The organism is Nocardioides sp. LHD-245, assembly GCF_030929495.1.
GTDB lineage: Bacteria > Actinomycetota > Actinomycetes > Propionibacteriales > Nocardioidaceae > Nocardioides.
The window spans coordinates 97,368-110,430 of record NZ_JAVFWN010000007.1; the positions used below are offsets into that span (position 1 = coordinate 97,368).

Annotated in this window: 15 protein-coding genes; 8 read left to right on the top strand and 7 right to left on the bottom strand. The window is 69.0% G+C overall.

Annotated features, from left to right (window positions below; translation table 11 throughout):
* Nucleotides 1-67 precede the first annotated feature (67 nt).
* Both RB608_RS12610 and RB608_RS12615 read right to left on the bottom strand, forming a co-directional pair.
* Nucleotides 68-1,336, bottom strand: coding sequence for a hypothetical protein (locus tag RB608_RS12610; RefSeq protein WP_308088285.1), 1,269 nt, complete (start codon nt 1,334-1,336; stop codon nt 68-70).
* A 283-nt stretch (nt 1,337-1,619) separates the two neighbouring features.
* On the bottom strand, nt 1,620-2,840 hold the full coding sequence (locus tag RB608_RS12615) for a hypothetical protein (protein WP_308088286.1): 1,221 nt from the start codon (nt 2,838-2,840) through the stop codon (nt 1,620-1,622).
* Between the two features lie 158 nt (nt 2,841-2,998).
* Between RB608_RS12615 and RB608_RS12620 the strand changes: the two genes are divergently transcribed.
* Together RB608_RS12620 and RB608_RS12625 are read left to right on the top strand one after the other, a co-directional pair.
* Nucleotides 2,999-3,997 (top strand): S-methyl-5'-thioadenosine phosphorylase, encoded by a 999-nt coding sequence (locus RB608_RS12620; RefSeq protein WP_308088287.1) that lies wholly within the window; start codon nt 2,999-3,001, stop codon nt 3,995-3,997.
* Entirely contained in the window at nt 3,907-4,857 is a 951-nt protein-coding gene (locus tag RB608_RS12625) for an NAD-dependent epimerase/dehydratase family protein (RefSeq protein WP_308088288.1), read from the top strand. Before RB608_RS12620 ends, RB608_RS12625 begins: the two co-directional genes overlap by 91 nt.
* Nucleotides 4,858-4,862: 5 nt before the next feature.
* On the opposite strand, the gene RB608_RS12630 is transcribed toward RB608_RS12625, so the two are convergent.
* Nucleotides 4,863-6,113: a hypothetical protein gene (locus RB608_RS12630; protein ID WP_308088289.1), complete on the bottom strand. Its 1,251-nt coding sequence runs from the start codon at nt 6,111-6,113 to the stop codon at nt 4,863-4,865.
* 182 nt (nt 6,114-6,295) lie between these two features.
* On the opposite strand from RB608_RS12630, the gene RB608_RS12635 reads away from it, so the two are divergent.
* A complete protein-coding gene (locus RB608_RS12635) occupies nt 6,296-6,973 on the top strand; it encodes a glycosyltransferase family 2 protein (RefSeq protein WP_308088290.1) in 678 nt (225 codons plus the stop codon).
* Nucleotides 6,970-7,239: a hypothetical protein gene (locus RB608_RS12640; RefSeq protein WP_308088291.1), complete on the top strand. Its 270-nt coding sequence runs from the start codon at nt 6,970-6,972 to the stop codon at nt 7,237-7,239. The genes RB608_RS12635 and RB608_RS12640 overlap by 4 nt, the downstream gene beginning before the upstream one ends.
* 3 nt (nt 7,240-7,242) lie before the next feature.
* Here the strand turns inward: RB608_RS12640 and RB608_RS12645 are convergent, their stop codons facing one another.
* Together RB608_RS12645 and RB608_RS12650 are read right to left on the bottom strand one after the other, a co-directional pair.
* Complete coding sequence (locus RB608_RS12645) at nt 7,243-7,644, bottom strand: hypothetical protein (RefSeq protein ID WP_308088292.1); 402 nt, start codon at nt 7,642-7,644, stop codon at nt 7,243-7,245.
* A 27-nt stretch (nt 7,645-7,671) separates the two neighbouring features.
* Nucleotides 7,672-8,232 carry a hypothetical protein gene (locus tag RB608_RS12650; protein ID WP_308088293.1) on the bottom strand — a complete coding sequence of 187 codons (561 nt, stop codon included), beginning with the start codon at nt 8,230-8,232 and terminating at the stop codon, nt 7,672-7,674.
* Between the two features lie 431 nt (nt 8,233-8,663).
* Between RB608_RS12650 and RB608_RS12655 the strand changes: the two genes are divergently transcribed.
* The 4 genes from RB608_RS12655 to RB608_RS12670 all read left to right on the top strand — a co-directional run bounded on the left by RB608_RS12655 (nt 8,664) and on the right by RB608_RS12670 (nt 11,613).
* Nucleotides 8,664-8,867, top strand: coding sequence for a helix-turn-helix domain-containing protein (locus RB608_RS12655; RefSeq protein ID WP_308088294.1), 204 nt, complete (start codon nt 8,664-8,666; stop codon nt 8,865-8,867).
* Between the two features lie 380 nt (nt 8,868-9,247).
* Nucleotides 9,248-10,147 carry a DNA polymerase beta superfamily protein gene (locus RB608_RS12660; protein ID WP_308088295.1) on the top strand — a complete coding sequence of 300 codons (900 nt, stop codon included), beginning with the start codon at nt 9,248-9,250 and terminating at the stop codon, nt 10,145-10,147.
* Between the two features lie 21 nt (nt 10,148-10,168).
* Nucleotides 10,169-10,882, top strand: coding sequence for a helix-turn-helix domain-containing protein (locus tag RB608_RS12665; protein WP_308088296.1), 714 nt, complete (start codon nt 10,169-10,171; stop codon nt 10,880-10,882).
* Nucleotides 10,879-11,613 (top strand): hypothetical protein, encoded by a 735-nt coding sequence (locus RB608_RS12670; protein ID WP_308088297.1) that lies wholly within the window; start codon nt 10,879-10,881, stop codon nt 11,611-11,613. The genes RB608_RS12665 and RB608_RS12670 overlap by 4 nt, the downstream gene beginning before the upstream one ends.
* On the opposite strand, the gene RB608_RS12675 is transcribed toward RB608_RS12670, so the two are convergent.
* Both RB608_RS12675 and RB608_RS12680 read right to left on the bottom strand, forming a co-directional pair.
* Entirely contained in the window at nt 11,610-11,990 is a 381-nt protein-coding gene (locus RB608_RS12675; RefSeq protein WP_308088298.1) for a hypothetical protein, read from the bottom strand. The genes RB608_RS12670 and RB608_RS12675 overlap by 4 nt on opposite strands.
* A 338-nt stretch (nt 11,991-12,328) precedes the next feature.
* Nucleotides 12,329-13,063 (bottom strand): MOSC domain-containing protein, encoded by a 735-nt coding sequence (locus tag RB608_RS12680; protein WP_308088299.1) that lies wholly within the window; start codon nt 13,061-13,063, stop codon nt 12,329-12,331.

Below are 13,063 nucleotides of genomic sequence, written 5' to 3' on the forward strand. Positions count from 1 at the left end.
AAGTCGAACCCGTGGGGAGAGCGCGAGGTATCCGTGCGGGACCGTCGGGCGTCGCCCGTGGCGCGCGTCAGTCCCGGGTCCGGGACCTCCACGTGCGGTCGGGGCGGCCGTCATCGGTCAGGCGCAGGATCACGACCCGATCGCTGCGTGCGCCCTTCGCCGTCGCCAAGCCGGTCACCCAGATGCGGCCGCGGGCATCGACAGTCACGTCGGTCGCGGACATGGTTCGGGTGCCCTTCAGCTTCGTCGCTCGATAGACGCCGTTGGCGGCGAACCCCGTGTCGAGGCTGCCGTCGCTGCGGTAGCGCAACGCTGCCAGAGTCGGGAAGCTGTCTCCGACACTGAGCACCCGGCCGTGCGAGTCCGCCGTCATGGCATTGCCGCCCTCCAGATAGCCGCTGGTCACGTCCGTCAGGACGGGCGCACTCGAGGGAAGGCCGTCGATGTCGAAACGCTGCAGGAAGAACTGGCCGTGAGTGGTGCCGGCCACGGCGAAGCCGCCGTCCGACCGCGCCACGATCCCGCGGCTCACCGCACCGGTCGCGGGAAGGCCGAGGGTGCTCGAGGTGTAGCCGCCCGCGGCGCCGAACGTGTCGTCGAGGACTCCTCCGGGAGTGAAGCGTGCCAGCCCGGTCTCCGAGGGCTGACCGATCCCGCGGAACACCCGCAACTCGACAATGACCCTGTTGGCCGCGTCGATGACCACCTCCCCGGCGGACGTGCCGACGGAAGCCGTCTCCTGGGGGCCGTACACGGAGAGCCGAACGCTGCCGCCGATGCCGAAACTGGTGTCCGGGCTGCCCGACTCGCCCAGCCGGGTCACGAGCGCGGCCGAGGGAGCCCTGCTCCGTCCCGACACGATGAGTCGTCCCGCGGGATCGATCGTGATCGCTGTGCCTGAGGCGTGGTCGACGGTCACGATGCCGCGACGCCCGAAGGACTTGTCCGGCTTTCCCTTCTTGGTGAGGCGCACCACGATCAGCCGAGCCCGCTCGCCGCTGCTCGCGTTGGAAGAGCCGACCAGGAGGATGCGGCGGCGCGAGTCGATCGCGATGTCGGACACGGAGAGGTTCTTGCGGATCTTCACACGGGCGACGCCGTCGCCGGAGAACTTCCTGTCGAGCTTGGCCTTCTTCGTGTACCGCGCCAGCGCGAGGAACGGTCCGGAGGTCGTCGCGACGAGCGGGCGCTGTCGGTGGTCGACCGCGAGCACCGGACCGCTGTCGGCGGTGGTGGTACGACCGCCGTGAAATGTCGAGACGGCAGTCGAGACCGTTCCTGCGGGCTCCTTCGCCCGAGCTGCCGCGGGAGAGATGCCTGTGAGGAGGAGTCCCACGAGCAGGGCTCCGACGAGCAGCCTCGGTCGCGGAGTCGAATCTGCATGCGACCAAGGAGAATGCGGACGATCAGCGGTTGCGGAGTGAGTCAGTGCGTCGCGATCCATGCCACCACCGTAGGCCGAGTGCACGGCGGTGGCCGGCGATCGACAGGATTGGCCGCCTTCCGCTCTCGTTCGCCGTCATGCGCGAGCCGCCCACCACTCCGCCCCCGAAATCGTCGGGTACGGCGGCGCCGAAGGAGTCGGTCGTGCAGCACCAGAAGTGCTCTCCTGCCTAGTCCTAGTCCTCGTCCTCGTCCCGGTCGCGGTGCCGCGTGAGGCGACCGATCAGGCGCCGGCCGAGCTCACGGGCAAGCAGCCGGTCCGAGCAGGTCGTCAGGTCGGGCGTCGCGGCCGTGGTGGCCTGGGCGGCGAAGCGCCCCATCGATCCATCAGCCGGGTCAAGAAGGTCGCGGGAGACGGATGCGTCGACGCAAGCCTGGATGAGAAGACCCGCGGAGGCGGTGTCGATCGTCGTGGGGCGCTCATCGGAGACCGGATGCGAAGCGGTATCGACGACGAGATGGTCCAGGTCGCCGACGACGGTCGCGTCGGAGCTCCGGAGCCCATCGGCCCAGGCCGCAGCGTGCTCGTTGGCTCGCTGAGCCGCCCAGCGGGGCACACGTACCGGGAAGGTGGGCGCCTGCTGGCCGACAGCGCGTGTGTGCAGCCGCCGTGGGTCGCCGATCGTGGTCATCCACCGACGCCGAGTCCGCCCTGCCGCGTGATGGGCGATGGAGTAGTGCCGGAGAGCCTCGGCTGCGGGATAGGGAAGTGATGCGTTGGTCTGCTCCAGGGCGGGCAGCGCCCCGGGCGCCCCGAGCAGGGCCTCGAAGCGCCGCAGAAGGAGGCTGCGGTCCCGCGGATCCTGGATCACGAAGACGAGTCGATCCTCCCCGAAGACGCGGCCCCAATGCTCCACGATACGCCGAGGGTCGTTGCGATGCAGGACGTCGCCTCGCCGATGGGGCTCTGTCCAGTCGGGACGCGGAGGACGCGTCAGTCTGTGCCGCAACCAGTCGTCCAAGGGCAGTCGCGCGCCGCGCCGCACGCCTTGCTGCCATCGCGACGCGAGCTGAGAAGCGAATGGTCTCAACGTCGTCACGATGTAGGCAGGACCGAGCTCCCGGTGCAACTGTTCGACACGCTCGGGCGATGCCAAGGACAGTGCTTCGCTCGACCAGGTCGTCAACCGTGCCTGCGACGCCCGGAAGTCGGTCGCGAGTCGGTTCCACCGGCGAGGACGGCGCCGGTAGAACTCGCGACCGCTACCGACGGCGGTCAGCCCCACGTCTCTCTCGTGGGGGTGTTCTGCCACCTGGCGGATGCCGAGCATCGCCAGATCCTCGCGTGCGAGCCACATCGCCCGCTGTACGGCGGACGTGCCCGTCTTGGGCATCCCGATGTGCAGGAGCTTCGAGCCGGGCGGCAACGTCTCGGGCAGGTCGTCTTCGTCGAGCATCCACTCGTGTCTACCACTGGTCGGCGAGTCCTGCAGACGTTCTCGCGATATGCACAGGCGCAACCGATGAGCAGGTCAGTGCCGCGACCTTCTTAACATTCTGTGACGGATGCGGGTTTCGGTGGCTCCGTGGCGCGGGCGCTGCCAGCGTGGAGACCATGACGGCAACCTCTTCACGTGATGTCGCATCGCGGGCGATGGCCGAGGTGGCGGTGATCGGTGGCACCGGCTTCTACTCGTTCATCGACGACGGTGCGCAGCGCGAGATCCCCACGCCGTACGGTGACCCGTCGGCGCCGATCACTCTGGGGGTGGTCGGCGACCGTCGGGTCGCCTTCCTGCCGCGGCACGGCCTCGCGCATCGGTTCCCGCCGCACGCGATCAACCACCGGGCCAATCTGTGGGCGCTGCGCTCGCTCGGCGTGCGCCAGGTCCTCGCGCCGTGTGCGGTCGGTGGCCTGGACCCGCGGCTGGCGCCGGGCGACCTGGTGGTGCCCGACCAACTCGTCGACCGCACCCACGGGCGCGTGCAGAGCTACGTCGAGTCCGGTGCCGTCCACGTGCCGTTCGCCGACCCGTACTGCCCACGCGTGCGCAGGGCCCTCCTCGCCGCCGACGACTCGGTGCAGGACGGAGGGACGATGGTCGTCATCGAGGGGCCGCGGTTCTCGACCCGAGCGGAGTCACGTGCGTACGCTGCCGGCGGCGGCACGTTGATCAACATGACAGGTCATCCCGAGGCGGTCCTCGCGCGTGAGATGCTGATCTGCTATGGCGCCCTGGCCCTCGTGACCGACAGGGACGCCGGCGTCGAGAACGGTCAAGGGGTCGGGCAGGCGGAGGTCTTCGCGCGGTTCGAGGACAACGTGGCGCGGCTCGGGGAGCTGCTGACGACGGCAGTGTCGTCCCTCGGAGCGCTCGTGCTCGACCTGGGCCGACCAGGTCGTGCTGACCTACGACGTGCCGGGCTGAGCGTGCGGGTCCTGCTCACCGGCTCGGCCGGCTTCATCGGGTCCGCCGTGGATCGCGCACTCTCGCGGCCGGTCACGAGGTGGTCCGGGTTGATGTGCTGCTGGCGACGGCGCACCGTGATCCGGTCCCGCGATGCGACACGCACGTCCTCGACGTCCGCGACGCTGGACGCTGGCGGAACCTGATGGCGGACGTCGACGTGGTGTGCCACCAGGCGGCCGTGGTCGGAGCCGGTACGACGACCGGTGACCTGCCGCTCTACGCCGCCCACAACGATCTCGGGACGGCGGCCGTCCTGGCCGCGGCCACCGAGGTGGGGATCGAGCGATTGGTCCTCGCCTCGTCGATGGTCGTCTACGGTGATGGTGCCTACGCGTGTGCCGAGCACGGACGGGTCGTGCCATCTGCGCGCATCCCGCAGGCCCTCGCAGCCGGAGACTTCGAGGCGCATTGTCCGTCCTGCGGTCAGACGCTCGCTCCGCTCCTGGTCGATGAGGACGCGCCCGCGGCCCCCCGCAGCGCCTATGCCGCCAGCAAGGCCGCGCAGGAGCACTACGCCTCGGCCTGGGCGCGCCAGGCGGGCGCCGCCGTCGTCGCGCTGCGCTACCACAACGTGTATGGCCCGGGCATGCCTCGCGATACGCCCTACTCGGGGGTGGCGGCGATGTTCCGCTCCGCGCTCGAGCGCGGCGAGGCGCCGCGGGTCTTCGAAGACGGCGGGCAGCGGCGGGATTTCGTGCACGTCGATGATGTCGCCCGCGCCAACCTGCTCGCGGCGACCGCCGTCACGACCGCGCCGCCCGGATCGTTCCAGCCCTACAACGTCGCATCCGGATATCCGGTGACCGTGGCGGAGGTGGCCCGTCTAGTGGCACAGGGGACCGGGCGTCCCCTCGCACCCGAGGTGACGGGGGAGTACCGCCTGGGCGACGTGCGCCATGTCGTCGCCTCTGCGCAGCGGGCAGCCAGGGACCTGGGCTTCCGTGCAGCGACCAGTCCCCAGGAGGGCCTGCCGGAGTTCGCTTCCGCGCCGTTGCGTCCCTGACGAGCTCACCAGGTCGTGTACAGAAGGTGCTGCACCACCAGCGCGGTGAGCACCTGCACGGCGAGCGCAGGTCGGTGCCAGGGGGCCGGCAGGACCGCGAGACCGAGGGTCAGCCAGGGCATGAACGGCAACCAGATCCGTTCTACCTCGGCCTTGCTCATCAACGTCGCATCCGCGGCCAGAACTGCCAGGAGCGCTCCTCCTGCCACCAACGCGACGACCGGCTCGGAGCGGCGGGCCGCCCAGGCCGCTCCCACCGCGCTCCCGAGGAGCAGGCCGCCGGAGAGCAGCAGCGCGCCGAGATCGGCCCAGAGCCAGTACGCCGCTGGCCGCTCGGCCGCGATGCCGTCCCAGTACCTCTCCCGCAGGACCGGAAGGGCCGCCCGCCACGAGAATCCCAGTGCGGCGAACACGAGGTCGACAGCGAGCGCGGCCAGCGCTGCGACGGGGACCGGCCACCAGCGGTGGTTGGCCCCCAGCACGGCGAGCGCGAGAAGGCCGGCCAGCGGCATGCCGTAGGACATCTGCACCGCGTATCCCAGCAGCAGGCCGGCCGCTACGGCCCAGGGCCAGCCGGCTCGGAGCGAGTCCCGGGACGCGAGAGCCAGGGCAGCCAACCCCCACGCCACCACGGCAGCGACCACCGCATCGGCGGAGACGGCGAGGAAGACGGCGGCAGGCGTGACCACGAGGTACGGCGCCGCCCGGCGTGCGAGGTCTTCGCGCCCCAGTGCACGTACGGTCACGAGCACGGCGGCCGGCAGAGTCGCGGCGACGACGGTGACGACGACGCCCGCAGCCAGGTCCCCACCCAGCCCGAGACGCACGAGGAGCACGAAGAACAGCAGCATCCCCGGCGGGTGACCGGCGACATGGGTCGGCCAGTTGTCCGGCGAGGTGTAGGGGATGTGCTCGACGTACGACGCCAGCAGGTCGGGCACCGAGGCCACGGCACGTGCGGTCGGAAGGTACTCGTGCCGGTTGCCGAGGACCCGGGACAGGCCCGAGGCGCCGTCGACGAGCGCGAGCCCGAGCAGCCAGGCCAGCGAAACCACCCAGCTCACCACAAGCAGTCGCCGCCAGCCGAGGCGCTCTGCCACGGCTGGCCCGATCATCACCGCCATGGCACCGACCAGCACGGCCAGCGGCGTTCCGGGACCGACCTTGACGTCAAGGTAGCCATGCAAGGGCGGAACGCCGGCGATCTCGTCGGCGCGCTCCCGCACGTCCCATCCGGTGAGCAGGGGCACCAGCACGGACGCTGCTACCAGCAGGAGCGCGCCCCCGGCGCCACACAGGGCCGCCCGCCGAACACCTGTCGGACCCCTCTCCGCCATGACTGCGACCCTAGGTCGGCCCGCCGCCCCGGAGGCGTGTCGTCACCGGACCGTAAGGACTGGAGGGTCCGGCGGAGCTGTGCAGTCCCTAGGTTGGAGAGGTGCTCGACTGTCAGCTGATCCTGCCCTGTCGTGATGAGGAGGCAGCGCTCCGGTTGCTCCTGCCCCGGATCCCGGCAGGGCTGGGCGTCGTGGTGGTGGACAACGGCTCGTCCGACGCGACGGCGACGGTCGCGGCCGGGGCGGGAGCCGTGGTGGTCGACGAACCGCGACCGGGCTACGGCGCCGCCGTACACGCCGGGGTGACGGCCGCGACGGCGACCTACGTCGCCGTCATGGACGGCGACGGCTCGTTCGACCCGTCCGATGTCCTCCCGCTGCTCGCTCTGGTCCGCGACGGTGAGGCCGACCTTGCGATGGGGCGGCGCGGGCGGGCGGTCAGGGAGCAGCCACCCTGGCCGGCCCGCCTCGGCAACCGGCTGGTGCTCGCGACCCTGCGGCGACGGACCGGCATCGCGTTGCAGGACCTCGGACCGCTGCGGGTCGCGCGCCGGGAAGGTCTGCTCGGTCTCGGCGTCGAGGACCGGCGCTTCGGGTACCCGGTCGAGCTCGTCCATCGCGCCGCGAGGGCCGGTTGGCGCATCGTGGAGCGCGAGGTGACCTATCACCCGCGAACGCCCGGTACTCGTTCGAAGGTGTCGGGCTCGTTCGTGGGAACCCTGCGCGCGGCCCGGGACTTCCTCCGCGTGCTCGTCATCACCCGTGAGGTCGGGCGATGACGACGATACTCGTCGTGGCGAAGGCGCCCGTTCCGGGCCGGGTGAAGACGCGGCTCGCCGTCGATATCGGAGCACATGCGGCGGCTCGGGTGGCCGCAGCCGCACTTCTCGACACCATGCGGGCGTGCACGGGGGCGCTCGGCCGGGGCCGGTGCCGCCTCGCGCTCGACGGCGAGCTCGCCGATGCCGTGGACGCCTCTCGGATTCGCCGCGCTCTCGCGTCACGACCGGCGGGAATGAGCGGGCGGGAGCGCCAGGTCCGCTGAGCTTCACCGGATCCCGATATGCTCTCGCTTCCAGCGCCAGCCCGCCATCGACGGCCGCGCAGTCACCTTCGGCTGAATCGAGTGGAAGGTTGCCGGCCACTTTGAAGGCTGCTTCCTAAGTAGGCCGAAAACGTCCTTCGCGACCGAGTCGGGATCCCTGCCATCTCTGGGCACTCGGACGAAAACCTGGAAGTTGTTGTCCGTGGTCATGAACGAGACGACGAACAGCGAAGGGTCGCGATAGTCCGCGGCCGCCCAGGAGATACGATGCCCTCGGTCTGCGAGTGCGGCAGCCTCAGCCCCTTCGATCACGAGCCGAGCCGTCGTGTCTTGGGGTCGTTCCCAGCTGTGGTCTGCGGCGACACGCGCTACCTCAGCGTCGTACTGCTCCGCGTTGAAGGTCACTCCGTGACGCATCGGAACCTCGTGCAGTCAGTCCCAGTGGACGACGCCCCCGTCACGGACGATGTTCACGTCGGTCACGCCGCAGCCGTACTCGCCGCACTCGCATCGAGCAATGGGTACCCGGTGGGTCGTCGTGGTGGCCTCAAGGCGGTTCTCGGGGATGAGCACATCGAACGGGTCCATGCCCATGCCAGCGCCCTTTGACGTCATTTCGACTCCATCGACGTACACCAGGAGCTGGTGCCCGCTTACCTCCTTGCCAGCGGAAGCGACTTCGAAGCGGATCGACTCCTTCGGCAGGCGGGAGAAGATACGGCCGCCACTCATGACCCGCTTCCACGGATCGATGCCACCCGGGTGGGGGATGTGCAACTCATCGAGCGAGTCGTCCAAGAGCGACTGGATCTCGTCCGACCGATCCGACGGTGACGCCCCGGCCAACTCGCGCAGAGCCGACGAGTCGAGCCCGTCCACGAGCGCCTGCACGGCGCCTTCGATCAGATCCTTGGCGTCGTACCCGGGCGCATCGGACCACCGGCAAGCGGCGTCGTACAACCGCTGCTCGGCTGAGGTCTCATCGATGGCCACCCTGCAATCCTCCCGCACGCCTACGCCGAGGCGTACCGAGTTGTTGACGAACACGGATTCGAGCCGTGTCCATCAACTGTCCAGATTGACTCCGCCCGAGTCGGTAGCCAACGGGTACCCTGAGACTCGAAGCACTGAGGATTCCCTCGTGAAACCGAGGAACCCGGTAGGACTCGTCTCGACTCAGTAGTTGTCGCAGGACCCCCGATCTCGTCCAGAGGTCGCAGGTTCAAATCCTGCCCCCGCTACCAAAAGATCGAGGTCAGACATCGTCTGGCCTCGATCTGGTTTTGGAGGTCGCCATGGCGATCCATCAAGAACCCAACGCTTTCGACCCTGTCGCTGGTCGAGCAGCCCGCGAGGCCCGAGCGGGCGTATCGCGACCACTCGGCTCGCTGCTGGTTGGCAGCGCGTACCTGGGTGTCACGGACATGAACGAGCTGGGCCTGGAGCGCCTGATCGGCGTCGAGGAGCTTGCTGCCTACCTCGGCGTCCCGATCCAGACGATCTACGACTGGCGGTGCGCTGGTACGGCGCCGCGAGCCTTCAAGTTCGGCAAGCGGCTGAAGTTCGCCGTCACTGATGTCGCCGAGTGGCTCGAGCAGCACCACGAGGCCGGAGTACGACGTGGCTAGGCCGCGGCTGCCGATCGGCACGCACGGCACGATCACCTCGCTGGTGCTGCCGGACGGTCGCGTGGAGGTGCGGACCCGCTATCGCGACGGCGACGGCAAGACCCGGCAGGTGTCGGTGATCGCACGGTCTCGGGGATTCCCCGGGGCCGGTCGGCCTCGCTCCGAACGCTCACGGTCCCGGTGAGTCACCGGAGCCGGGGTTGTCCCTCGTGAACCTTGGGTGCGACGGGAGTTCCTGAGCGGCGCATACAGCCACGGTGCGCCGCATGCACGACCGTGTCAAAGCGCTGCCAACGCGACGCGAGAAGACGGAAGTCAACGCGGGGCGTCCGGTGAAAAGTCATCGCTCGGCCTGATGTCCCGCGGCTACGGTTCGCTGCATGGTTTCAGTGCGAGTGGTCTCCGGCGACAGGTCGCTGCCGCCTGGGTTCGCGCACCCGCACGCCTCGGAGCAAGCGCGTGCGATCGCCGAGGCGGGCATGATCCTGCGGGTCCAGGTCGGCTCGGGAGTACACGGCACGTCCATCAGCGGCCAGGACGACCGCGACGAGATGGGGATCTGTCTTGAGCCTCGTGAGTTCGTCACCGGCCTCGCTCGCGTGCCGCGCGGCATCAATGGCGAAGCGGAAGTCGAGTTCGAGCAGTACCAACGCCACACCGTCTGGGACAAGCCTGGCGGACTCGCGAACCGATCCGGCGCAGGCGACCTCGACGTCGTCATCTACTCGGCGCGCAAGTGGTGCCGGCTCGCGCTCGCGGGCAACCCGACGGTCCTGCTCGCGCTGTTCGTTCCGGATGAGGAGGTCGTCTTTCGGAACGCCGTCGGCGCGGAGCTCGTCGACAACGCGCACCGCTTCGTCTCCAAGCTCGCGGCTGGCCGGTTCCTCGGCTACCTGCAGAGCCAGAAGGCAGCGATGCTCGGTGAGACCGGTGCACACACCAATCGACCTGAACTCGTGGCCGAGCACGGCTACGACACCAAGTTCGCGATGCACGCTCTGCGTCTCGGCGTCCAGGGTGTCGAACTGCTGCGCACTGGACGGATCACGCTGCCGGTGCCGGAGCCGGACCTGTCCTTCCTGCGAGCGGTACGGCGCGGCGAGGTCTCACTGCCTGATGTGCTCGAGGCAATCGGCGAATCTGAGGCCGCGCTTGTGTCAGCAGGTGCTGACGCGGCTGTTCCGGACGAGCCGGATCGGCAGTGGGTCGACGACTGGTTGCACAGGTCCCATGTCGCCTACTGGAACTCGCAGGAGGACTCTGGGCTTTCACAATCCTAGAAATCCTTCTAGGATTGTGTAGTGGCTCTGGTCAGCGTGTCCGAGGCGGCCGACCGCCTTGGAGTGAACGTGCCGCGCATCCATCAACGGATCGCGGACGGTTCGCTGCGCGCTCGACGCATCGGTGCCCAGTGGGTGGTCGATGAGCGGTCGCTGCTCGAGGTCGCGGAGCGACGCAGGGCCGGCCGGCCACTGTCCGTCCGGTCCGCCTGGGCGGTGATCGCGGCGTCCGAGGGCGACGATTTTGCTCTGAGTTCGCTGGCCCCCGCCGAGCGTTCACGAGCCGCAATGCGCCTACGGAGCCTGCTCGACCGGGGGAACGTGCGAGTCGTCGACGAGGAGGCCGCGCGTGATATCTCGATCGTGCTGCGGTCCATGTTCCGCAACCGCGCTGAGCGACGGCTGTTCCGGGCCGCGCCGACGGACCTGGAGGACCTTCGAGTCGACCAGCGGTGGCAAGCCGTCATCGACGCGGCCGCGAGCGGCATCGCCTCCAGCGACGTCGAGGGCTACCTAGCGGTTGCCGACGTTGAGAGCCTGATCAAGGACTACCTGCTCGTCCCGGCCGACGATGAAGCGAATGTCGTGGTGCACGTGGTCCCGGACGGCCAGGATCCTTATCCCTCCTCGCGTCTGAGGTTGGCTGCGGACCTCGCTGAGCATCGAGGTCCGCGTGAGGAAGCTCGTGCCGCGGGGCTCCTGCACGAGCTCGCCCAGGGCCGGAGCGATCGATGATCGAACTCCCTGCGATGCCAGCCGAACAGACCGCGTCGTGGATCGGCCTGCTCGACCTTTATGAGCAGCTCGACGACGGTTGGACGCTGGTCGGCGGTCAGCTCGTCCATCTCCACTGTGCCGAGCGTGGACGGTTCCCGATCAGGCCGACCAACGACGTTGACACTGTGATCGACGTGCGCGCCGATCCACAGATGCTCGCGCGATTCACCGAGGCGCTGACCGATCTCGGTTTCGAGTCGGCCGGCATCTCGGCCGAAGGGTTGCAACACCGGTGGGTTCGCGACTCCGCATCCATCGACGTACTCCTGCCTGACGGGATCGGCGAGCGTGCCAGCTCCCGCCGGGGAGTCACGGGCAGTCCGACTCTGCCGACGGCTGGTGGCACGCAGGCGCTCCAGCGCACCGAGACAGTGGCGGTGCGGGTCGACGGTCGAGACGGCTTCGTGCGGCGACCGAACCTCGTGGGCGCTCTCGTCGGGAAAGCTGCGGCGCTGTCCAATGTCGGCGATGCGGGGCGTGGCCGACATCGCCGCGACTTCGCCGTCTTGGCGACCCTGCTGACGGCCCGTGACTTCCGGAACGAGACGGTGAGCAAAAAGGACCGCCAGCGGCTCACCGCAATGGTGAAGGCTATCCGCGCCGACCGGGCAGCGCTGCTCGATGTGCCCAACGCCGAGCCAGCATTGGACCGACTCGCGATTGCCGCCGATCTGAAGACTGGCGACTAGGCAGGTGAAGCGTCAGGGCCGTCAACGCCGAGGTGACGCAGATGAGCGGTGATGGCCCAGTCGCGCTTGGTCCAGTAGGCGACCCGGTCCGGCGCAATGCCCGCTGTCTTGCGGACGAAGTCGTCGACGCATGAGACATCCAGGTCGGGATCCGCCCGGAGGGCGTCGCAAGCGGACTCGAGGACGAGGTCGACGTACTCTCCGACGGTCCAGACGGACCAGGTCTCGTCGTAGCGCTCGGAGAAGAACTGGAGGAACTCGTGGAGGCGGGCGCCCTCGGCATTGACGATGCCCCAGTCCTGGTCGTCCCAGAACAACCCGAGCGCTCCTTCGAGCTCCCCGAGCTGCGCGTTGGGTGAGGTTCCGGGCACGAACATGGATGGATCTTAGGCGGGCGGATAGGCGTCGGCACCTGGGCCTGAGTCCTCATCGATCCACCACTTTGAAGCCAAGACGAGTGGCAGAGCGCCGAGTCGTCAGGCACCATGGAGAAGTCGCAAGACAACCGTTTGCCCACGTCAACCCGGCTATCCGGTGCTGACCACGATCATCGGCAGCGAGCACGAATCGACCCTGGGATCGCCAGAGGTCGCAGGTTCAAATCCTCCCCCCCGCTACAAAGAGATCGAGGTCAGACATCGTCTGGCCTCGATCTGGTTTTGGAGGTCGCCATGGCGATCCATCATCTATCCATCCCTGATCTGCGCAACGCAGATCAGGCCCTGTTGCTGTTCCCGGCTACCCCAGGTCGGTCTCCGGGGTGGACGAGGTCCCCGACCCGCACCGGGCCGGGGGTGACGACGGTGGCGTACACCCCCGCGCACGCGCCGCGCTCGGCGGTGACTGTACGCAGGAGCCCCGGGGTTCGGTGTCCGGACGCGGGATCGATGTCGATGACCACGCAGCGGGAGTTCGGCCGGTCCACGCGCAGCCGGACGGGTCCGATCCGCACCGTGTTGCCGACCCAGGAGTCCTCGATGAACGGGACACGCGTCGTCACCAACAGGTTCGGGCGGAACCTGGCCGGAGCGGGGGCGACGCCCGCGCGGGAGCAGATCTCGGCCACCGTCGCCGTGCCGATCAGCGAAACCGGCATCGAGTCGAACGTGCCCCGATGCAATCGCATCAGGCGAAGGCCCGCGCCGAGCCGGTCGGGCAGCGCGGGATCCGACAGGGAGAACTCGTTGCCCTCGGGGGTGCGTACGTCGACAGCGGACGCATCCGGCCGATCCGGATCGCGGAGTCGTGGGGTGAAGAGCACCATCCGCGGTTCCTGTCGCGGCGTGTGCCACGGGAAGCCGTGCGCCTCGTGGTCGGGGCGGACGAACCCCCAACGCCGGTCGCCGGCCAACCCGTGCCAGCCGACCTCGGCGGCGGCGAGCGACTCGCCGGCCATCGACTTCACGGGGTAGCGGAACAGCGCGCTCACCCGTTCGAGCTCGTCGGTCAT

Bases quoted from the DNA above. Each gene is read 5' to 3' on its own strand.
- RB608_RS12615 (WP_308088286.1), bottom strand. From the start codon at position 2,840: ATGCTCGACGAAGACGACCTGCCCGAGACGTTGCCGCCCGGCTCGAAG.
- RB608_RS12620 (WP_308088287.1), top strand. From the start codon at position 2,999: ATGACGGCAACCTCTTCACGTGATGTCGCATCGCGGGCGATGGCCGAG.
- RB608_RS12640 (WP_308088291.1), top strand. From the start codon at position 6,970: ATGACGACGATACTCGTCGTGGCGAAGGCGCCCGTTCCGGGCCGGGTG.
- RB608_RS12655 (WP_308088294.1), top strand. From the start codon at position 8,664: ATGAACGAGCTGGGCCTGGAGCGCCTGATCGGCGTCGAGGAGCTTGCT.
- RB608_RS12660 (WP_308088295.1), top strand. From the start codon at position 9,248: ATGGTTTCAGTGCGAGTGGTCTCCGGCGACAGGTCGCTGCCGCCTGGG.
- RB608_RS12670 (WP_308088297.1), top strand. From the start codon at position 10,879: ATGATCGAACTCCCTGCGATGCCAGCCGAACAGACCGCGTCGTGGATC.
- RB608_RS12675 (WP_308088298.1), bottom strand. From the start codon at position 11,990: ATGTTCGTGCCCGGAACCTCACCCAACGCGCAGCTCGGGGAGCTCGAA.
- RB608_RS12680 (WP_308088299.1), bottom strand. From the start codon at position 13,063: ATGACCGACGAGCTCGAACGGGTGAGCGCGCTGTTCCGCTACCCCGTG.